This is a genomic window from Kitasatospora sp. NPDC056783 (assembly GCF_042789895.1).
In the GTDB taxonomy this organism is placed as follows: Bacteria; Actinomycetota; Actinomycetes; order Streptomycetales; family Streptomycetaceae; genus Kitasatospora.
In genome coordinates this window covers 1-19,886 of the sequence record NZ_JBHUAF010000134.1, presented here as the reverse complement: position 1 = coordinate 19,886, position 19,886 = coordinate 1, and the positions used below count along the sequence as shown (strand labels likewise).

At 74.0% G+C, this 19,886-nt stretch carries 20 protein-coding genes; 11 read left to right on the top strand and 9 right to left on the bottom strand.

Annotated features, from left to right (window positions below):
• Nucleotides 1-265 precede the first annotated feature (265 nt).
• The 3 genes from ACFRMQ_RS20270 (at nt 266) to ACFRMQ_RS20260 (ending at nt 3,496) form a co-directional block, all read left to right on the top strand.
• Entirely contained in the window at nt 266-1,873 is a 1,608-nt protein-coding gene (locus ACFRMQ_RS20270) for a dolichyl-phosphate-mannose--protein mannosyltransferase (protein ID WP_380731874.1), read from the top strand.
• Nucleotides 1,873-2,664 carry an ABC transporter permease gene (locus tag ACFRMQ_RS20265; RefSeq protein ID WP_380731878.1) on the top strand — a complete coding sequence of 264 codons (792 nt, stop codon included), beginning with the start codon at nt 1,873-1,875 and terminating at the stop codon, nt 2,662-2,664. Before ACFRMQ_RS20270 ends, ACFRMQ_RS20265 begins: the two co-directional genes overlap by 1 nt.
• Nucleotides 2,665-2,908: 244 nt before the next feature.
• Nucleotides 2,909-3,496, top strand: a complete 588-nt coding sequence (locus tag ACFRMQ_RS20260) for a TMEM165/GDT1 family protein (RefSeq protein WP_380731876.1) — start codon at nt 2,909-2,911, stop codon at nt 3,494-3,496.
• Nucleotides 3,497-3,588: 92 nt separating this feature from the next.
• Here ACFRMQ_RS20260 and ACFRMQ_RS20255 read toward each other — a convergent pair whose 3' ends face one another.
• Nucleotides 3,589-4,764, bottom strand: a complete 1,176-nt coding sequence (locus ACFRMQ_RS20255; protein WP_380731873.1) for a peptidoglycan-binding protein — start codon at nt 4,762-4,764, stop codon at nt 3,589-3,591.
• A gap of 314 nt (nt 4,765-5,078) precedes the next feature.
• Between ACFRMQ_RS20255 and ACFRMQ_RS20250 the strand changes: the two genes are divergently transcribed.
• From ACFRMQ_RS20250 to ACFRMQ_RS20225, 6 genes are all read left to right on the top strand, one after another.
• Nucleotides 5,079-7,151: an MFS transporter gene (locus ACFRMQ_RS20250; protein WP_380731872.1), complete on the top strand. Its 2,073-nt coding sequence runs from the start codon at nt 5,079-5,081 to the stop codon at nt 7,149-7,151.
• 38 nt (nt 7,152-7,189) lie between these two features.
• Nucleotides 7,190-7,672: an adenylate cyclase gene (locus ACFRMQ_RS20245; protein ID WP_380731871.1), complete on the top strand. Its 483-nt coding sequence runs from the start codon at nt 7,190-7,192 to the stop codon at nt 7,670-7,672.
• Between the two features lie 150 nt (nt 7,673-7,822).
• Entirely contained in the window at nt 7,823-8,146 is a 324-nt protein-coding gene (locus ACFRMQ_RS20240; RefSeq protein ID WP_380731870.1) for an antibiotic biosynthesis monooxygenase family protein, read from the top strand.
• A 160-nt stretch (nt 8,147-8,306) separates the two neighbouring features.
• Nucleotides 8,307-8,705, top strand: coding sequence for a hypothetical protein (locus ACFRMQ_RS20235; RefSeq protein WP_380731869.1), 399 nt, complete (start codon nt 8,307-8,309; stop codon nt 8,703-8,705).
• Nucleotides 8,702-9,313: a hypothetical protein gene (locus ACFRMQ_RS20230; RefSeq protein WP_380731867.1), complete on the top strand. Its 612-nt coding sequence runs from the start codon at nt 8,702-8,704 to the stop codon at nt 9,311-9,313. The genes ACFRMQ_RS20235 and ACFRMQ_RS20230 overlap by 4 nt, the downstream gene beginning before the upstream one ends.
• A 50-nt stretch (nt 9,314-9,363) precedes the next feature.
• Nucleotides 9,364-9,867, top strand: coding sequence for a hypothetical protein (locus ACFRMQ_RS20225; protein ID WP_380731866.1), 504 nt, complete (start codon nt 9,364-9,366; stop codon nt 9,865-9,867).
• Here the strand turns inward: ACFRMQ_RS20225 and ACFRMQ_RS20220 are convergent.
• From ACFRMQ_RS20220 to ACFRMQ_RS20205, 4 genes are all read right to left on the bottom strand, one after another.
• Nucleotides 9,864-10,280, bottom strand: a complete 417-nt coding sequence (locus tag ACFRMQ_RS20220; protein WP_380731865.1) for an NUDIX hydrolase — start codon at nt 10,278-10,280, stop codon at nt 9,864-9,866. The genes ACFRMQ_RS20225 and ACFRMQ_RS20220 overlap by 4 nt on opposite strands.
• 108 nt (nt 10,281-10,388) lie before the next feature.
• Nucleotides 10,389-11,039 carry a M15 family metallopeptidase gene (locus ACFRMQ_RS20215; protein WP_380731864.1) on the bottom strand — a complete coding sequence of 217 codons (651 nt, stop codon included), beginning with the start codon at nt 11,037-11,039 and terminating at the stop codon, nt 10,389-10,391.
• A 64-nt stretch (nt 11,040-11,103) separates the two neighbouring features.
• On the bottom strand, nt 11,104-12,231 hold the full coding sequence (locus ACFRMQ_RS20210) for an RICIN domain-containing protein (protein WP_380731863.1): 1,128 nt from the start codon (nt 12,229-12,231) through the stop codon (nt 11,104-11,106).
• Between the two features lie 98 nt (nt 12,232-12,329).
• Complete coding sequence (locus ACFRMQ_RS20205) at nt 12,330-13,643, bottom strand: XRE family transcriptional regulator (protein ID WP_380731861.1); 1,314 nt, start codon at nt 13,641-13,643, stop codon at nt 12,330-12,332.
• A 152-nt stretch (nt 13,644-13,795) separates the two neighbouring features.
• Between ACFRMQ_RS20205 and ACFRMQ_RS20200 the strand changes: the two genes are divergently transcribed.
• Together ACFRMQ_RS20200 and ACFRMQ_RS20195 are read left to right on the top strand one after the other, a co-directional pair.
• Nucleotides 13,796-14,884 carry a methyltransferase domain-containing protein gene (locus tag ACFRMQ_RS20200; protein ID WP_380731860.1) on the top strand — a complete coding sequence of 363 codons (1,089 nt, stop codon included), beginning with the start codon at nt 13,796-13,798 and terminating at the stop codon, nt 14,882-14,884.
• Nucleotides 14,885-15,114: 230 nt separating this feature from the next.
• Nucleotides 15,115-15,921 (top strand): helix-turn-helix domain-containing protein, encoded by an 807-nt coding sequence (locus tag ACFRMQ_RS20195; protein WP_380731859.1) that lies wholly within the window; start codon nt 15,115-15,117, stop codon nt 15,919-15,921.
• Here ACFRMQ_RS20195 and ACFRMQ_RS20190 read toward each other — a convergent pair.
• The 4 genes from ACFRMQ_RS20190 to ACFRMQ_RS20175 form a co-directional block, all read right to left on the bottom strand.
• Entirely contained in the window at nt 15,918-16,754 is an 837-nt protein-coding gene (locus ACFRMQ_RS20190) for an ECF transporter S component (RefSeq protein WP_380731858.1), read from the bottom strand. The two genes, ACFRMQ_RS20195 and ACFRMQ_RS20190, sit on opposite strands and share 4 nt — an antisense overlap.
• Nucleotides 16,751-18,352, bottom strand: coding sequence for an ABC transporter ATP-binding protein (locus ACFRMQ_RS20185; protein WP_380731857.1), 1,602 nt, complete (start codon nt 18,350-18,352; stop codon nt 16,751-16,753). The genes ACFRMQ_RS20190 and ACFRMQ_RS20185 overlap by 4 nt, the downstream gene beginning before the upstream one ends.
• The gene (locus ACFRMQ_RS20180; RefSeq protein ID WP_380731875.1) at nt 18,349-19,464 is read right to left on the bottom strand and encodes a CbiQ family ECF transporter T component; all 1,116 of its coding nucleotides are present in this window, start codon (nt 19,462-19,464) and stop codon (nt 18,349-18,351) included. The genes ACFRMQ_RS20185 and ACFRMQ_RS20180 overlap by 4 nt, the downstream gene beginning before the upstream one ends.
• 16 nt (nt 19,465-19,480) lie before the next feature.
• The coding region (locus ACFRMQ_RS20175; protein WP_380731856.1) for a GPS-CTERM domain-containing protein at nt 19,481-19,886 on the bottom strand (406 nt) is incomplete at its 5' end.

Below are 19,886 nucleotides of genomic sequence, written 5' to 3'. Positions count from 1 at the left end.
TGGCCCTGGCCGCCCGGGGCGGGTAGCACCACCCCCCCGCTTCGCGCGGCGGTGCCCCCCGGCCGCGCCCCGCAGGGGCTTTTTAAGGGGGCCCCCACCAGGAACCGTGGGCGGCGCCCGTCGCGCTTGGCTTCCCGAGCACCGCCACATAGTGTCAGTGGCTGTCGACCGTCCGGCCCACACCGGAGCGGCAGGACCCGGGCGGACGCCCGGCCCCGGCGGCGCCCGGACTCCGGGCAGAGCAGACAGGCGAATCGGCGAGGCTATGACGCAAGCGGCGCTCACGCACCCACCGGCGGCCCCGGCCCCCGACGCCCCGGCCCCGCGCGGGGGCCTGGTCCGCTGGGCGGTCGACCACTCCGGCTGGCTCGGGCCGATCTGCGTCGCGCTGTTCGCCGGTCTGCTGCGGTTCTGGAACCTCGGCTACCCCAGGGCCTTCGTCTTCGACGAGACGTACTACCCCAAGGACGCCTGGTCGCTGCTCCAACAGGGCTACGAGGGCACCTGGCCCGACCACGCCAACGCCGACATCCTGGCCTCCCCGCCGTCCGTCCCGCTGAGCTCCGCCGCCGAGTTCATCGCGCACCCGCCGCTCGGCAAATGGGTGATGGCGATCGGTGAGCAGCTGTTCGGGCTGAACCCCCTCGGCTGGCGGTTCATGACCGCCCTGCTCGGCACCCTCGCCGTCCTGATGCTCGCCCGGATCGGCCGCCGCCTCTTCGGCTCCACCCTGATCGGCTGCACCGCCGCGCTGCTGATGTCGGTGGACGGCCTCCAGCTGGTGATGAGCCGGGTCGGCCTGCTCGACGGCATCCAGATGTTCTTCGTGCTCGCCTCCTTCGGCAGCCTGCTGATCGACCGCGACCACGCCCGCGCCCGGCTCGCCCCGGCCGCCGACGGCGACGCCGTCCGGCTCGGGTGGCGCCCCTGGCGGATCGCCGCCGGGGTGTTCGTCGGCGCCGCCTGCGCGGTCAAGTGGAACGGCGCGATGATCCTCGCCGCCTTCGGCATCCTGACCGTCCTGTGGGACCAGGCCGGCCGCCGCGGCGCCGGCGCCCGCCGTCCCTGGCGCTCCATGCTGCGCCGGGACGCCGTCCCCGCCTTCCTCGCCATGGTCGGCTCCGCCGCGGTGGTGTACGTCGGTTCCTGGAGCGGCTGGCTGGCCGCCGGCGGCAACGGCGGGGGCGGCTACGACCGGCACTGGGCGGACGGGCGCGCCGGACTCTCCCCGGACAGCTTCCTCGGCATCCCGCTGCCGCAGGTCTCGATGAGCTGGGTGCCCGCGCCGCTGCGCGGCCTGTGGCACTACCACTCGCAGATGTACGACTTCAACACCGGTCTGAGCACCCCGCACACCTACCAGTCCAACCCCTTCTCCTGGCTGGTGGTGGGCCGCCCGGTCTCGATGTACTGGGAGCAGGTCCCGGACGGGCAGCGCGGCTGCACCTCCTCGGGCGGCTGCGCGGCGCAGATCCTCGGCCTCGGCACGCCGTTCCTGTGGTGGGCGGCCTGCTTCGCGCTGGTCTACCTGCTGTGGCGCTGGTTCTTCCGCCGGGACTGGCGCTCGGGCGCGGTGCTCTGCGCGGTGGCCGCGATCTACCTGCCCTGGTTCCAGTACCAGGAGCGGACGATCTTCTCCTTCTACATGGTCGTGCTGGTGCCGTTCCTGTGCCTGGCCGTCGCCCAGATGCTCGGGGCGGTGCTCGGCCCGGCCGGGTGCGGCCCCGAGCGCCGCCGGATCGGCGCGATCGGGGCCGGGGCGATCGTGCTCGCGATCGTCGGCTGCTTCGCCTTCTTCTACCCGCTGTACACGGCGCAGGTGATCCCGATGTCGTCCTGGCAGGACCGCATGTGGTTCACCAGCTGGATCTGATGGGCCCGGCGAACGTGGCGACCCCCACGCACCTGGTGGCCCCCGCCGGCCAGCTGCTGCCGGTCACCCCGGTGCTCGGGGTGGTCACCGCCGTGCTGCTGCTGGCCGCCGTCGCGGTGGCCGGGCGGGGACTGCTCGGCCACGGGCACGCGGTGCTGCGGGCCGGGCTGCGCGCGGTGGTGCAGCTGGCCGCCGTCGCCGCGGTGATCAGCTGGGTGGTCGGCTCGCTCTGGTGGTCGTCGCTGTTCGTGCTGCTGATGTTCACGGTCGCGGTGCGCACCGCCGGGCGGCGGATGACCCCGGGGCCCGGCTGGGTCTGGGCCGCCGCCCCGATCGGTGCCGGGGTGCTGCCGGTGCTCGCCCTGCTGCTGGGCGTCGGACTGCTGCCGACGCGGGGGCTGTCCGTCATCCCGGTCGCGGGCATCCTGATCGGCGGCGCGCTCAGCGCCACCTCGCTGGCCGGGCGGCGGGCCCTGGACGAGCTGCGGCTGCGGTGCGGCGAGGTGGAGGCGGCGCTGGCGCTCGGCTTCGAGGAGCGGGAGGCCCGGCTGGAGATCTGCCGGACGGCGGCGGCGACCTCGCTCGTTCCGGCGCTCGACCAGACCCGGACGGTCGGCCTGGTCACCCTGCCCGGGGCGTTCGTCGGGATGCTGCTGGGCGGGGCCTCGCCGGTCCAGGCGGGGGCGGTGCAGCTGTTCGTGCTGATCGGGCTGCTGGCGGTGGAGTCGGTGGCGATCGTGGTGGTGCTGGAACTGGTCGGGCGCGGGCTGGTGCGGGCCGAAGTGCCCTAGACGGGGAACCGCCGGAGTGGTCGGCCGGCGCGGTCCGGTAGGCTTGGGGGCGTTGAAGGGGAGTAGCCCTCCACCGGACCGTCGACATACTGGCCCTCGCGGGCCCGGCGCCCGGGGCACCGTTCGTCGAGCGGTGCCGGCGAGACCTTCGGCCGCAGTGCTGTGACCATGACCAGTGCTGTCGGGCCGAAGCGTCCCCTTGACGGACCTGCGGAGGCCGGGCAGCCCGCTGACCGAGGAACCCCTGATGAGTCTGACCGTTGCCGCGTTGACCTTCGGCATCATCTTCCTGGCCGAACTGCCGGACAAGACCGCGCTGGCCAGCCTGGTGCTCGGCACCAAGTACCGGGCGAGCTACGTCTTCGCGGGCGTCGCCGCCGCGATGGCCGTCCAGGTGGCTCTGGCGCTCGTCGCCGGACACCTGCTCTCGCTGCTGCCGCACCGCTGGGTGGAGGGCGTCACCGGCGTGCTCTTCCTGGCCGGCGCGGCGATGCTGCTGTTCCACGGAGGCGGGGACGAGGACGAGCACGCCGCCAAGGAGCCGTCCTCGAACAGCTTCTGGAAGGTGGCCGGGGCCAGCTTCGTGGTGGTCGCGATCGCCGAGTTCGGTGACCTGACCCAGATCATGACCGCCAACCTGGCCGCCAAGTACGCCGACCCGCTGGCCGTCGGCCTGGGTTCCTGGCTGGCGCTGTGCGCGGTCGGCGGGCTCGCCATCGTGGGCGGGCAGAAGCTGCTCAAGTACGTGCCGATGAAGCTGATCATCCGGGTGGCGGCGGCGATCATGGTGGTGCTGGCGGGCGTCAGCCTCTTCGGGGCGATCACCGGCTGATCCGCCGTCGGGGCCGGGACCGGGACCGGGCGGCCGCCGCCCGGCCCCGGCCCCGTGCGCGGGCCCTCGTGCCGGGGCCCGGCAGGACGGGTTCAGCAGCCCGGGTCGGCGGCCAGGGCGGACTGGGTCTTGGGGCCGTAGAAGCCGTCCTCACCCTTGATCTTGTTGTCGTGCTGGTAGTTCCTGAGCACCGACTTGGTCCAGAAGTCGAAGATGCCGGTGATCAGCGACTTGTCGACGGATCCGCAGGAGGCCGCGTACAGGCGCTGCTGCATGGCCCGGACGTCGGGCCCGGTGTCCCCGAGCTGGAGGGGCCGGGTGGCGGTCGACTGGGCCGGGCTGGGCGCGGCCGGCGGGCTGGGGGCCGGCTCGGGCGGCTGGACCGGGGCGGCGGCCACCGGTGGCGCGGCGGTCGGCGTGGGCGTCGGCGTGGGAGCGGGCGTCCTCGTCGGGCTCGGCTTGTGGGCGGGGGTGGGCGTCGGGCTCGGCGCCTCGCTGGTCGGCGGCGCCGGGTCGGGGCTGGGCGCCGCCACGCTGGGCGGGTCCACCGGCGCGGGCGCCAGGGTGGTCGTCGGCAGCGGCTGGGCCCGCTTGGTCGGCTCGTCGGAGGGCGTCACCGCGTACGCGAGGCCGATGGTGAGCGCCACCAGGGCGGCGCCGGCCCCGGCGAGCAGGCCCTTGCGCCGGGCGAGCGGGGTCCGCTCGGCCTGCTCGGCCGCCCGTCTGGCGGCCCGGCCGCCGCCGGTGGCGGGCCCGGGCGCCTCCGGGGCCTGACCGAAGGCGAAGAGGCCGATCTCGCCGCCCGGCGCCGGTGCGTCCGGTCGTGGCTGCCGCGGCGGCCGCGCGCCCGGGTACCCACCCGGATGCGTGCCCGGGCCCGCCATCGCCGGCACCGGCGGCAGCACGGTGGTGGCGTAGGCGTCCGCGTCCGGCCCGAGCGGGCCCTGCCCCGGGCCGACCGGCGGCAGCACCGTGGTGGCGTACGCGTCCGCGTCCGGCCCCAGCGGGGGAGCGGGCGGCGGCCCGGGGACGGCGGGCTGCCCCGGGGCGACCGGCGGCAGCACCGCGGTCGCGAACGGGTCCACCAGCGGCGCGCCCGCGGAAGCCTGGTCGGCCACCTGCCCGGCGGCCTGGGAGACGTACGGACGGACCAGCGGCGGGCCCTCGGTGTGGGGCAGCACGGCGGTCTCGGTGAGGCTCGGGTCCGGGACGCAGCCGCACCCGGCGGAGCGTGCGGTGCCGCACGTCGGGCAGTGCTGGTCCGGCATCGGCCGGTCCTCCTCGGTCTCGCGTCGGCTTCGCGGGCGGTCGTGCGGTGTCGTCCGGCCGGGGTCGTTCGTTCGGTTCACCGTCCGGGCGCACGATCGCGCCTGATTATGCAGGACCGTCCGAGGGGCGGACAGGGGCGTCCGCCCCTCGGCGGGCCGTCGTGCCGCCCGGTGCCGGTCGACTCCTCGGAGAACGCCCGGGGCGCGGCGGTTGTCCCCGGCGCTTACGCTCGGCTCGAACCGATGGAACGAATCGGTATGAACCGGACCCGGCGCGGTGAGCAGGGAGACGCCATGATGCCCACGGACACGCCATGACGGAACCGCGTGCCGCGTCCGGCCGGAGCCCGGTGGGCGAGCCCGGCCCGCCGGCGGTCACCGTGCCCAACCTCTGGGTGCCGATCGGCGCCCTGCTGCTGGCGATGCTGCTCGCCGCCCTCGACCAGACCATCGTCTCCACCGCGCTGCCCACCATCGTCAGCGACCTCGGCGGGCTCGACCACCTCTCCTGGGTGGTCACCGCCTACCTGCTGGCCTCCACCGCCGCCACCCCGCTGTGGGGCAAGCTCGGCGACATGTACGGCCGGAAGCGCTTCTTCCAGGCCTCCATCGTGATCTTCCTGCTCGGCTCGGTGCTGTGCGGGATCGCCCAGAACATGGGCGAGCTGATCGCCTTCCGCGCGCTCCAGGGCCTGGGCGGCGGCGGGCTGATGGTGCTCTCCCAGGCGATCGTCGGCGACCTCGTGGCGCCCCGGGACCGAGGCCGCTACCAGGGCCTGTTCGGTGCCGTGTTCGGCGTCACCAGCGTGCTGGGGCCGCTGCTCGGCGGGCTGTTCGTCGACCACCTCAGCTGGCGCTGGGTGTTCTACATCAACCTGCCGATCGGCATCGTCGCCCTGGTGGTGATCGCGGCGGTGCTGCACGGGCTGGAGGTCCGGCGACAGCACCGGATCGACTACCTCGGCACCGCGCTCATCGCGGCCGTCGCGACCTGCCTGGTGCTGATGACCTCGCTCGGCGGAACCACCTGGGGCTGGACCTCCTGGCAGATCGTCGGCCTCGGGGTGCTCGGCCTGGTGCTGCTGCTCGCCTTCGTCCTGGTCGAGCGGACGGCGGCGGAGCCCGTGCTCCCGCTGCGTCTGTTCCGCTCGCGGACGTTCAGCCTGGTCGCGGTGATCTCCTTCGTGATCGGCTTCGCGATGTTCGGCGCGCTCACCTACCTGCCGACCTTCCTCCAGGTGGTCCACCAGGTCTCGCCCACCATGTCCGGCATCCACATGCTGCCGATGGTGCTCGGCATGCTGCTCACCTCGATCGGCTCCGGACAGATCGTCGCCCGCACCGGCCGCTACCGGGTCTTCCCGATCGCCGGGACGGCCGTGACCACCGTCGGGCTGCTGCTGCTCTCCCGCCTGGACGAGCACAGCGGCACCGCCGAGATGAGCTTCTACTTCCTGGTCTTCGGTCTCGGCCTGGGCCTGGTGATGCAGGTGCTGGTGCTGATCGTGCAGAACTCGGTCGGTTACGAGGACCTCGGGGTGGCCACCGCGGGCGCCACCTTCTTCCGCTCCATCGGGGCCTCCTTCGGCGTCTCCATCTTCGGGACGGTCTTCGCGAGCGGACTGCGCGGCCGGCTCGCCGACGCGCTGGCCGGGGTACCGCTGCCGCCCGGCTTCCGGCCGGAGGTCATCACCTCCGACCCGCGGGTCATCCCGCGGCTGCCGGCCGCCGTCCAGCCCGCGGTCTACCACGCGTACGCCGAGTCGATCACCCGGGTGTTCCTGTACGCGGTGCCGGTCGCGGTGGTCGCCTTCGTCCTGTCACTGTTCCTGCGCGAACAGAAGCTGCGCTCCACCGTCACCGCTCCGGACCTCAGCGAGTCCATCGGCCTCAACCCGGTCGAGCGGACCTCGCTGGACGAGATCGCCCGCGCCCTCTCGGTACTGAACAGCCGCGAGGCCCGGCGCGACCTCTTCCGGCGGATCACCGAGACCGCCGGGCTGGACCTGCGGCCCGCCTCCAGCTGGCTGCTGCTCAAGATGCACCAGCACGGCTCGGTCGAGCCGTCCGAACTGGCCGAGCGGCGGATCGTCCCGGTCTCGGTGATCGAGGAGGCCGTCCGGGAGGTGGAGGGCCGGGGGCTGGCGGCGCGCTTCGGCGGGCTGCCGCTGCGGCTCACCGAACCGGGGGAGGAGGTGGCGCTGCGGTTGGTCGCCGCCCGGCGCACCCAGCTCGCCGAACTGCTGGGGGACTGGGACGAACAGCGGTACGCCGACCTCGCCGGGGTGCTGAACCGGCTCAGCTCCTCGCTCTGCGCGGACCGCCGGGACCGGCCGGACCCACAGGGGCCGCAGGGGCCGTACCGTGGGGAGGGGCGGTCGTTCTGACGTTCCTGCCCGCGTGACGGGGAAAGGGTGGTCCTGCCGTGCCGCTGGAGATCGAGCGCAAGTTCCTGCTGAGCGCCTTCGAGCCGCCACCGACGGCGGTGCGCCGGCGCATCGAGCAGGGCTACCTCGCGATCAAGGCCGACGGGACGGAGGTGCGGCTGCGCCGGATCGGCGACGGCCTCGTCCTCGGCGTCAAACGCGGCGTCTCGCCCTCGGCGGGCTCACCCGTCCGGATCGAGGTGGAACGCGCCCTGGAGGAACGGGAGTTCACCGAACTCTGGCCGGCCACCGAGGGTGCCCGGGTGGTCAAGGACCGCTACACCTTCGAGGCGTCCGGGGTCATCGTCCACGTCGACGTCTACCGGGGCGAGTTGGCCGGGCTGCGCACCGCCGAGGTCGAGTTCGACTCGGAGGCCGCGGCGGAGGCGTTCGTGGCGCCGGACTGGTTCGGCGCCGAGGTCACCGGGGTGAAGGCGTACAAGAACCAGACCCTGGCGACCGCCGGACTCCCGGAGTCCTGACGTTCCCGGCGTCCGCCGCCCCGTCCCCGCGCGTCGGCGCTCGGCCACCCACCGTGACCGGCGGTGCCCGTGGACCGCGCGGCCGTGAGGTGTAGCAGACTGCTGCGGAGACTGCTTCCCGTAGGCAGTCACCGGAGCAGAAGGAGTGCCATGTCCGTCGTCAAGATCAACGTCCTGACCGTGCCCGCCGAGCAGCGCGAGGTGCTGGAGCAGCGCTTCGCCTCCCGGGCCGGCGCGGTGGAGAACTCGGACGGCTTCGAGTGGTTCGAGCTGCTCCGCCCGGTCGAGGGCACCGACCAGTACCTCGTCTACACCCGCTGGCGCAGCGAGGAGGACTTCAAGGCCTGGATGGAGGGCCCGATGAAGGCGGCCCACCAGAACGGCCCCTCCGGCGAGGCCCCCAAGCGCCCGGCCGCCACCGGCTCCACCGTCTGGTCGTTCGAGGTCGTCCAGTCGGCGGGCCCCAAGGCCTGACCTCCGCGCATCCGCCCGTGCGGAGCCGCGCCGGCCCCTCCCCGTTGCGGGGAGGGGCCGTTGTGCTTGCCGCGGCCGGACTGCGGGCGTGGCGCCGGGTGGCGCTTGCGCGTAGGGTTGACGGACAGTCAGCTTCGGGGTCGGGGAGAAGGAAGTCGGGATGTCTCACTGGGCGATGGCGGTCTATGGCCTGGTCGGGGGCCTCCTCGTCTCGCTGCTGACGTTCTTCCGCGTGGTCCAGACGAAGCGGTGCTGGCCGTGGGAGGTTCCCGGCGGAACGAAGTTGTCGATCTACATCGCCGCGGAGATGGCCCGGACGCTGATCGGGGCGGGTGTCGCGTGGGCGGTTTCCATGGCCGGCCCGTTCAGCGCGTTCGGGGCGGTCATCGCCGGTGCCGGAGCCCCGGCGATTCTCGACAAGTGGCAGAACTCGGCGAAGGACTCGGAGCTCACGGAGGTCGGATCGCTGATCCGGTCGATTCCGGCCCAGGAGTCCGGTGCCGAATCCCAGGCTGTGGGTATCGGTTCTTCGGTGGTCGGTGACGGGGGTGTCTTGTGAATCGAGAATTCTTTCAGGCGTTGACGCACGGCGGTGCCAGCTATTGCCTGGAGCCGCGAGACGTGCCCGATGACGGTGCGGCGCGGAGGTTCTGGGGTGCCCTCACCCACTCCGGACCCAGCTACACCCCGGCACCGGTCCGCGAGGTCGCCGCCCGCGAGGAGGACCGCGGTCGGGTGGAGCGGGATCTGGCCGAGGCGTTCTCGCGCTGGAAGGCCGCCACGCGCGAGGCGGAGGCGTCGATGAAGAGCATGGAGGCGGCCGACGGCACGGAAGACCGGCGGGTGTTCTTCCGTGCCTGCGTCGAGGCGCTGGAGCGCGTCGCCGCGATCGCCGAAGAGGAGCTCTCTCCGGTCCTGCGGGCCTCCTACAAGGCGACCCACCCGTTCGACTTCTTGAACCGGCGCCTCCGCGGAAGGTGTCTCAAGCTCGCGCTCGAATGCGCCGAGAAGTCCACCAGGCTGGCCTCCGTCCTCAAGGAGGCGGAGGAACTGGTCATGGCCGGGGATATGGCGGCTGAGAAAAGCGTGCGGGCCGCGTACGTGGAGTTCAGTTCCATTCCGGATCACCGGATGGGGCATTTCTCGCACCTCGCCGGAGCGGCATAGCCGACCTGCCGCCCGTTGACGGCCGCCGGCCCCGGTGCCACCATCGCGCCGTGACCGAAGCCTTCGTCCTCCCGCACCGCATCCGCCTGAGCCTGTGGCAGCGCGCCTTCATGGCCGCGACCTTCACGGTCACGCTGCTCCTCGCGGTCTCCGTGACCGCGATGGCGCCCGGGGCTTCCAAGGTCTTCGGCGCGGCGATGGGCGTCGCCTCGGCGGTGATGCTCCACCGGTCCCTGCGGATGGCGCTGGTCATCGACGCCGCCGGGATCACCAGCCGCACGATGGAGTGGACGCACCGGGCCTCCTGGTGCGAGATCCTGTCGGTCGAGCTCGCCGACGCCGGTTCCGTCGGAGGCCTGTCGACCGCGCTGGCGGTCAAGACATCCAAGGGGCAGCCGCACAAGGCCCGGAGGCTCGTCCTGCGGGCCCTCGCCGGCTACTCGACCCGGGGCACCGCCGCCCGGCTGGAGAAGCTGAAGACGCGGTTCGAGGCGACGCTCGCCGACCACCGGGCGGGCTGCGCGACCTGCGGGCGTCCCTCGGACCTGCCCTAACCGGCGAGCTCGCCGTCCAGGTACTCCCGCACCGGCGGGAACAGCGGGAACGGCACGTACTCGGCCAGCTCGGCGCGGGACGCCCACACCACCCGGTCCAGCTCGTCGGAGTCCACCACGGTGGCGGTGCCGCCGACCACCTCGCAGGCCGTGTACGCCATCCGCCGCCCGTTCTGCGGGTGCTCCCGCTCGCCGAGCAGCCGGACGGCGGCGACCCGCAGGCCGGTCTCCTCGGCGGTCTCGCGCACGGCCGCCGCCCCGGCCGACTCGCCCGGCTCGACCTCCCCGGCCGGGAACTGCCAGGACAGTTCGCCCTCGGCGACCCGCCGCCGCACCATCAGCACCCGGCCGTCCTCGACGACGATCGCGACGGCGACGGCGGGGGGTGCGTGCTCGGGGTTCTGCTCGGTCATCGCTCTGCTCCTCGGGTCAGGACGGCGTCGGTGTCGACGCCATCCTGACCCGAGGCTGCGGGCGTGGCCGACAGCGAGCAGCGAGCAGCGGGCCGCGTGTCGTGTCGGCTACCGGTGCGCCGGCCCGTAGAGCGCCGACGGCGCGCCGGTGGCCAGCGCCCAGTAGCGGTCCCCGTACGACCAGTGCCACCACTCGGTGGGGTAGTTGACGAGCCCGGCGCCGGCCAGGACGCTGCCGAGCAGTCGCCGGTTGGCGCGGGCCTCCGTCCCGATGTTCTCGGCGTGGGTGTAGCAGGCCCCGGCGCTCTCCTCCGGGTTGGCGTTGACCCGGGTGCCGAGGTCGAGTTCACGGCCGTCGGCGTCGACCAGGGTGAGGTCGACGGCGGCCCCGGCACTGTGCGGTGCGATCTCCGGCGGGGAGACGTAGCGGCTGGCCGACGACCTGACCCGGTCGTCCGGCCAGTCGGGGTTCGCGGCCCGCAACTCGGCGGCGTACTCGTCGAAGTAGCGGCTCTGGAGGGCCGGCGGCCGGTAGCCCTCGACGAACAGCAGCCGCAGGCCGTCCGGCAGGGCCGCCTGCGCGTCGAGCAGCCGGTCGAGCACGCCCGCCCGCAGCTGCGCGAAGGCCCCGGTGCCGTCCTGCTTGCGCCCGTCGACGGGCAGCCCGCCGCCGCTCCGTACGTCCGACAGCCGCTCGCCGCAGTCCTGGACGGGGACCGCGGCGACCTTCGGGTCGGACATGAGGATGATCTCGCTCAACACGCCTCCTGGGTAAGGGGGAAACGCTACGGGGCCGGGCAGGACGGTTTCGCGGGCGCCGGGGTCAGCTCTTCTTGTCGTCGGCCCAGGTGATGTCCATCTGGTCGATGAAGTAGCGGCCCTCGAAGCGGAGGAAGACCTTGGACGTGGTGTCGTTGTCCGCCATCCAGGTCTTGTTCCACTGCACGACGGTGCCCGCGCCGTCGAGCCTGGGGTAGTAGAGGCCCTCGCGGCGTTCGGGCTGGCTGTAGAAGCCGTGCCCGTTGGGCAGCCGGTACGGCGTCCGGACGAGGGAGCCGCTGTAGTCGTCGAACAGCGCGGCGGGGAAGTTGGTGCGGGCGACGAGCTTCGGCGGGACGTAGTGGACGTCGACCTCCGCGGAGTCCACGTAGCGGGCGGGTTCCCCCGGCAGCCGGTGGAAGGCCCTGCGCACGGCGCCCGCCGTGTCGTAGCTGTCGGTGAAGGTCACGAGACTTCCCTCCCGCCCCTCCTGGTACCAGTCGCCCTGGGAGTACTGGTCGAAGTCGAAGGCCCCGATGCGGGTGCCCGGGGTGAGGAGCTCGCCGGGGACCTCCCGGAAGCTGGTCTCGTCGTAGATCTGCTCGATGGTCCGCACGCGCTTCTCGAAGCGGCGGGCCGGCACCCGGACCCGTCCCGTCCCCACTGGCAGGTCGGTGGCCTTCGGCGCCGGGGCGGGTGCGGGCTCCGGCGCGGGGAGGGGCGCGGGCGCCCAGGCGGTGCAGGCCAGGTCCAGGGCCCCGGCGCCCTTTTCCAGGATCAGGGGCCCGCTCGGCCGCTCGGCCGCCGGTTCGGCCAGGCCGAGGAGGCAGTTGGAGGAGTCGTGGAGGGCCATCAGCCGGCCGGTGTCGCGCTGGACGAAGGCCCGCCAGGCCTGCCGCCAGTACGAGGAGTCGCTGCCGGTGTCGGAGAACTTGGGCCGCAGGGTGACCTTGGCGCCCCGGCTCGATTCCTCGGCGGTCAGGTAGAGGCCGGTGGCCACGTGGCGGATCCGGTGGTTGAGCACCCGAAACCGCTCGGCCACCCACTGTTCGCCGACGCCACCGGTCTCGGGCGCGAGTACCACCGGGGTGCCCTCCGGGCTTCCCGGCGCGGCTCCGGCCACCAGGCCGGGAATCCGGTGGAGGCGTAGGACGAACGCCTCGGTGGGCCAGTCGACCAGCATTGTGGACACCTTCTCAGCATGGGGATATGACAGAACGTCAAGACCATGATCGCTTGATCGGACGGATCGGCGCCAGGGCGTGCGGGGACGAAGGAGCGGGCCGGTGGTCAGGCGGCCCGCAGACGCTCCAGGAACTCCGGGACGCCGTCGACCCGGCGGTACGGCTCGAAGGCCGGTGCGAACTCGCGGACCAGGGTGACGCAGCGGGGCGCGCCGATCCGGGTGGCCAGGTCGAGCGACTCGCCGGCGACGGACACGGCCTGCTCGACGTCCCCGGCCTTCAGGTGGCCCCGGGCCTGGTACGTCAGGAAGACGCCGCGCGTCTTGTCCCTGACGCGGGGCAGCAGCGCCAGTCCCTCCGCGATCCGGGCCTGGGCCTCGTCCGTCCGGCCGAGGTCCAGGAGGCACTGGCCGGAGTCCACGGCCAGGTCGGCGGGGCCCATCCACGCGCACCACCCGGGTGCGGGGTCGACGGCGTCGACGGCGAGGGCGGACTCGGCGTCGGACAGGTCCCGGTAGCAGGCGGCGCGGTCGCCGAGCGCCGCGTGGGCCCTGGCGCGGCGGAGGAGGAGCAGTGAGCGCGCGGTGGGGTGCGAGACACCGGACAGGGCGTGTCCGAGCTGACCGACGGAGACTCCCGCCGCGCCGAGCCAGGTGGCCTGGTAGGCGAAGTCGGACAGCACTCCGGCGCCGTGGTCGCGGTCGCCCGCGGCGTTCGCGGACTGCAGCGCGGCTTCCCACAGCTTTCCGGCCGCCCAGTGCCGGCCCTGGTCGAAGCGGTGCCAGCCGCAGGTGGTGGCGAGCGAGGCGGCCAGCCGGTGGAGGCGACGGCCGGTCGCCCCGTTGTAGCGGCCCTCCTCGATCAGCTCCGTGACGGTGGCCAGGTGGGCGTCCATCAGGCGGACGGTGTGCTGGCGCTGCTCGGTGGGCAGGGCCGTCAGCTTCCCGCTGGTGTCCTCCAGCCAGTCCACGAGTTCGCCGTCCACGTGCTTGCCGTCCAAGGCCGAGGCGAGGCGCCCGGGCTCGGTCGTGGCCCACTGGGCGGCCAGGCCGCCCAGTGAGATCGCGCTGAAGGTCATGAAGCTGCGGCGGTCCATGGCGGCTCTCTGGGCGTCGTGGAGTGCTCGGACGGTGTGGGCGGCGCCCAGGGGCAGCGGCTCGTCGCGCCCGGGCAGCCAGTGGGGCCAGCCGTACGCCTCCAGCTCCGACAGCGGGACGCCGAAGGCTTCGGCGATGAGGAGCTGGGAGTCGGTGTTCGGCGTCTTGCGCCAGTGCTCCCACCGGCTGACCGCCGTCTTGTCGGCGCCGGAGCGGAGTCCGTGACGGCGGGCGGCCTTGTTCAGCTCCGCGACGAGGTCGCCCTGCGACCAGTGGCGGAGTTCGCGCGCGTAGGCGAGGGGATGCCGGATCGGGTCGTCCACGGGGTCAATCCCATCATCGACGGTGACCGCGAGCCTACCGCCGGTGCGGGCGGGACAACCCCGGGACTACCGGCAATGGCTGTCCGGCGCGGGCGAGTTGGGCTGTACTCGACTCGCACCGACCGAGTTCCTTCGCGAAGGGGGACAGCCGCGTGGAGTGGAACGCGCTGACCGACGCGCTCCGGGAGTCCGGGGCGCTGTCGGCCGACTGGGAGCCGGTGTTCCGGGCCGTGCCCCGCCGCCTGTTCGTTCCGGACCGGGTCCACCACGGGGGCGAGTGGCTCGATCGGAAGGAACGGCCGGTCGAGTGGGCCGAGTTGGTCGCCTCGGACATCCCGATCGTGACCCGGCTGGACGAGGACGGCCGCACGCCGTCCTCGTCCAGTTCGATGCCCACCGTCGTGGCCCGGATGCTCTGGCACCTCCGGGTCGCCGAGGGCATGCGGGTGCTGGACATCGGCACCGGCACGGGGTGGACGGCCGCGTTGCTGGCCCGCCGGCTCGGGGTGGAGAGCGTCACCACCGTGGAGCTGGACCCCGAACTGTCCGGTGCGGCGCGGCGGCGCCTGGCGGCGAACGGCCTGCCGGTCAGGGCTGTTGTCGGTGACGGCATGCTCGGCCACCCGGTGGGCGCGCCGTACGACCGGGTCCATGTCACCGCGGCCGTGCGGCGTGTCCCCGGGGCGCTGATCGAGCAGACGGTGCCCGGCGGCGTGATCGTCGTCCCGTACGGCACGGCGTTCTGCAACGGGGGGTTGCTGAGGCTCACCGTCGCCGACGACGGCCGGTCCGCGAGCGGGCCGTTCGTCGAGGACGTCGCCTTCATGTGGGTGCGGGACCAGCGGCCCGGGAGCGGTGAGTTCGGGATCGAGGACGTCCGGCACGGCCCGTCCGCCCTCGATCCCGCCGCCGTGGCCGAGCGCACCGACGCAGCCTTCGCGATCGGGCTGCGGCTGCCGGGCCTGTTCCGGCGGGAGGTGTGGGCGGGCTACGACCGTTTCGGTACGGGGCGGTTCGAGGTGTGGGACGGGGTCTCGTACGCCCACTGCCGCCTCGCCGATTGGGGCGGTGAGCACGCCGTCTCGCAGTCCGGCCCCCGTGACCTGTGGGACGAGGTGGCCGGCGCCCACGTCTGGTGGCGGCGCCAGGGGGAGCCGGGCCTCGGCCGGTTCGGCCTGACCGTCACCGTCGCGGGTGAGCACCGGGTGTGGTTGGACGAGCCGGATCGTGTGGTCGGGTGAGGGGTGGCGTGAAGCGCGTCCCGGGCTTGCGGGCCTGGGGCGCGCCGGACTCTGTGCGCGCTTGCGCCGCCCGAAAGGGTGAAGTGAGTGGGAGTTTGACGAAGTGTTACGTCATCACGGTGAAGATTGCGGTGCCGGGTGCTGGGAGAAGCGCCCGGTGCACGGGCACAGGTAACCCCGGCGGTGCTCCAACACCCCGGGGTTCGGCACCAGGAGAAGAGAACTCCACGATGCAGATTCACCGTATCCCAAAGCACGTTCCCGGGTACACGATCCTGGACAACGGGCATGTCGTCCGTAAGCACTCGCTGTCGTGGGCGGCGCGGGGCCTGTTGAGCTACCTGCTCAGCCTGCCGGACGGGGCGCGCGAAGACGTCCGCACGCTGGCCGCCAAGAGCGTGGAGGGTCGGACGAGCGTGGCGCGGGCGCTCAGGGAGCTGGAGGCGGCCGGGCACTACGTCCGGCGCACCCAGCGGGACCCGCTGACGGGGCAGGTGCGGACGCTCGTCTCGGTGCACGAGGTGCCGGTGACGGGCAAGGCGGTGCACACGGTGCCGCCGCTTCCCGTGCCCCCGGCCGCCGGTGGGCCGGCTCCAGGCGGGCCAGGCGGCGGGAAGGCGGGAAGCCCTTCCAAGGAACCGGAAACCAAGGATGTGGAAGAGCCTTCCGTCCGTCCCCCGGAGAAGTTGACGGCAGGCATGGCGCTGTTGCTCGAACTCGGCTGCCGGGAGCCGAAGATGGCCCTGGCGGGGAAGCCGCTCGGTGATCAGGCCGCGAGGGTGGAGCGGCTGCTGGCCCAGGGCTGGTCCCGAAGCGCCTTGCTGGGCATCCTGGCGGCGCCGCTGCCGGAGAAGGTCACGCACAGCGTGGGGGCGGTCCTGGCGGGGCGGTTGGCGAGGGTGCCGGCTGCTCCGGCGAGCCCACGAGAAGGGAGCGGGCCCCGTCGGCACGAGTGCTCCGGCCGGGGCGGGATGTGCGGGCGGCCCGTGGCCGGGCCCGGGCAGGTGTGCGGGGCGTGCCGGGCGGGCGGGGCCTAGCGCTCCGGCGGGCGGAAGGTGACCGGGGCGTCGAAGGCGGCGCGGCGGGTGGTCCGGCGCAGGGCGCGCAGGACGGGGGTGCCGAGGGTGAGGCACAGCACCACGGTGAGGGCGGCGCGCGGCAGGTCCCAACCCAGCGACGTGGTCAGGCAGTAGGCGGCGAAGCGGACCAGGTTGGCGGGCAGCGCGTCACCCGGCACGAAGGAGATGGAGCCCGCCAGGCCGCCGATGTACGGCCAGCCCTGGAGGTTCATGATCGTGCCGTAGAGGACGGACGCAAGGGCGCCGTAAGACGCCAGCAGCAGGAGTTCACGGCGTCCGCGCAGTGCGGAGGCCCCCGGCAGCAGCCCGGCCCCCAGGCAGACCCACCCCATGGCGAGCATCTGGAACGGCAGCCACGGCCCGACCCCGCCGGTGAGCAGCGCGGAGGCGAACATCGACAGCGAGCCGAGCACGAAGCCGAAGCCGGGTCCGAGCACCCGCCCGGACAGCACCATCAGGAAGAACATCGGCTCCAGCCCCGCCGTGCCCGCGCCGAGCGGCCGCAGCGCGGCGCCCGCCGCCGCCAACACCCCCAGCAGGGCCACGGACTTGGCGTCCAGGCCGGGGGCGCCGCCGCCGGCCGAGCGGCCCTCGGAGATCTGCGCGACGACGACGGCGAGGAGCAGCGGGAGCAGCAGCGCGAACAGCCACGGCGCGTCCGCCGAGTGGCCGACCAGCGCCGACTCGGTGGAGGCGAGCAGCGGCCAGCCGAAGGCGGCGACGCCGACGAAGGAGACGGACAGCAGCGCCGCGATCGACCGGCGCCCGAGCGGAACGGGACGGCTGCTCATGCGGTCAGCGCCTCCGCGACCTGTCCGACGGTGAGCCACGGCCCGGGCGCCAGCACCTTGGCGACCTGCGGGGCGAACGCGGGGGAGGAGACCACCACCTCGGCGGTCGGCCCGTCCGCGACGATCTCGCCCTCGGCCAGGATCACCGTGCGGTGGGAGAGCTCGGCGGCCAGCTCGACGTCGTGGGTGGCCAGCAGCACCGCGTGGTCCTCGGCCGCCAGTGAGCGCAGGATCTCCACCAGCCGGGCCTTGGCGGCGTAGTCGAGACCGCGGGTCGGCTCGTCCAGGAGCAGCAGCGGGGGCCGGGCGGTGAGCACGACGGAGAGGGCGAGGGTGAGCCGCTGGCCCTCGGAGAGGTCGCGCGGGTGGGTGTCGTCGGCGATGCCCGGCAGCAGGCGTTCGACGAGCGCGCGACAGGTGCCGGCGGTGGCGCCCGCGTCCGTGTCCGCCGCGGCGCACTCGGCGGCGACCGATTCGCCGTACAGCAGGTCGCGCGGGTCCTGCGGGACGAGGCCGACCTCGCGGATCAGTTCGGCGGGGCGGGTGCGGTGCGGGGTGCGGCCGCCGACCCGGACGCTGCCGGAGGCCGGGGTGTGCAGGCCGACGAGGCTGCCCAGCAGGGTGGACTTGCCGGCGCCGTTGCGGCCCATCAGGGCGGTGATCTCGCCGGGGTGCAGCGAGAGGTCCACCCCGCGCAGGGCGGGGACGGGGCCGCGGCGGACGGCGAGGCGGTCGGCGGTGGCGATCGGTCCGGCGGTGGGGGGAGTGAGCGGGGCGGGCGCCCGGCCGTCCAGGTCGGCGCGCAGCGGGGCGGCCTTGCGGCGCGCGTCGCGGACCGAGAGCGGCAGCGGCCGCCAGCCCGCGACCCGGCCGAGGCCGACGACCGGCGGGTGCACCGGGGAGTGCGCCATCACCTCGGCCGGTTCGCCGAGGACGGGCGGGGCGCCGGGGGTGAGCAGCAGCACCTGGTCGGCGTACTGGACGACCCGCTCCAGCCGGTGCTCGGCCAGCAGCACGGTGGTGCCGAGGTCGTGCACCAGCCGCTGGAGGACGGCCAGCACCTCCTCGGCCGCGCCCGGGTCGAGCGCCGAGGTGGGCTCGTCCAGGACCAGCACGCGCGGGTGCACGGTGAGCACCGAGCCGATCGCGACGCGCTGCTGCTGGCCGCCGGAGAGGGAGTTCAGCGCGCGGTCGCGCAGGTCGGCGAGGCCGAGAAGGTCGAGCGTCTCCTCGACCCGGCGGCGCATCACGTCGCCCGGCAGGCCCAGGGACTCCATTCCGTAGGCGAGTTCGTCCTCCACCGTGTCGGTGACGAAGTGCGCCAGCGGGTCCTGCCCCACCGTGCCGACGAGGTCGGCGAGTTCGCGCGGACGGTGCTCGCGGGTGTCCCGGCCGCCGACGGTGACCCGGCCGTGCAGCACCCCGCCGGTGAAGTGCGGCACCAGGCCGCTGACCGTTCCCAGCAGGGTGGACTTGCCGGAGCCGGACGGGCCCACCAGCAGGCAGAGTTCGCCCTCGGGGACGGTGAGGTCGACGCCGTCGAGGGCGGGTGCGGCCGAGTCCGCGTACCGGACGGAGACCTGCTCGAAGGTGATCACGATGCCCTCCGGGGCGGGGTCGGGGCGGCGAACGCCGGAATCAGGCCGAGCAGGGCGGTCAGGACGGCGGCCAGCGGCAGCGCGGGGACGGTGGGCGGGACGACGGTGGGGGCGAAGGCGGCCGGGTCCCGGGCGGCCAGGTAGGCGGTGAGGGCCGCCACGGCCGCGCCGGAGGCGGCGGTCAGCCACTCCGGGAGTGCCCAGGGGTCCGGCCGGTAGCGGGATCTGACGGATCGTCGGCCGCCGAGCAGCAGTCCGGCGAAGGCGGCGGCCAGGCCGATCAGCAGCACCGGCAGCGCCCAGCCCGCGCCGCCGGCCGTCAGCAGCCCGTACGCGGCCAGGCAGACCCCGAGCAGGCCGGCCAGGGTGAGCGCGGCCGTCGCCCGGGCGAGCCGGCGCGGGACGTCGGCGGTGCGGCCGAAACCACGGGTGTCCATCGCGGCTGCCAGCGCGATGGACCGCTCCAACGCGCCTTCCAGCACCGGGAGTCCGACGCTCAGCACGGCGGCGATCCCCTTGTCGTCGCGCCCGCGCAGCCGGCGTGCGGCACGCAGCCGGCGGACGTCCGCCACCAGGTTCGGCGCGAAGGTCATCGCCACCACGACGGCGACGCCCGCCTCGTAGAGCGCGCCGGGCAGCGCCCGCAGCAGGCGGGCCGGGCTGGCCAGGGAGTTGGCGGCGCCGACGCAGATCAGCAGGGTGGCCAGTCGCAGCCCGTCGTAGAGCGCCGCGAGCAGCCCCTCCACGGTCACCCGGCCGCCGATCCGCACGCCCTGCGCCCAGGTGGGCAGCGGGAGTTCGGGCAGGGTGATCAGCACGTGGGTGCCGGGGACGGGGGAGCCGAGGAAGACCGCGAACACCAGCCGGATGCCGAGCACCAGCAGGCCGAGGCGCAGGAACGCCCCGTACGAGCGCGACCAGGGCGCGTCGCCGCGCCGGGCCGCGACCACGTACCCGGCGACGGCGGCGAGCAGCAGCAGGATCGCCGGGTTGGTGGTGCGGGTGGCCGCCGCGCCCAGCCCGAGCGCCCACAACCACCAGGCCCCGGGGTGCAGTTGGCGGGGGCCGGTGGGCGGCCGGGTGGTACGGGCGGCGGTGCTGCTCACGGTGATTCCTGGGTGGGGGACGTTAGGGGTGACGGCGGCGGCGCGCCTGCCAGACGGCGCCACCGGCGAGGACGGCCACCAGGGCGCCACCGGCGATCAGGCCGAGGTCCGGGCCGCTGCCGGTGCTCTGGTCGGCGGATCCGGCGGCCGGCTGGGCGGCGCCGGCCGCGCCGACCTGGTCGCCGCAGCCCGCCTTCGGGTACCCGGCGATGGCGCACAGCAGCCCGTTGGTGTCGTAGCGCAGCGGCGGGGCGACGGTGGCCAGCACCTCGGCCGAGGTGGCGCGGGGCGCGACGGTGGCGCAGGCCGTGCGCTGCTCGGGCACCGAGGCGGCGGACGAACCGGAGACGGACGAACCGGAGACGGACGAACCGGAGACGGACGAACCGGAGACGGACGAACCGGAGACGGACGAACCGGAGACGGAC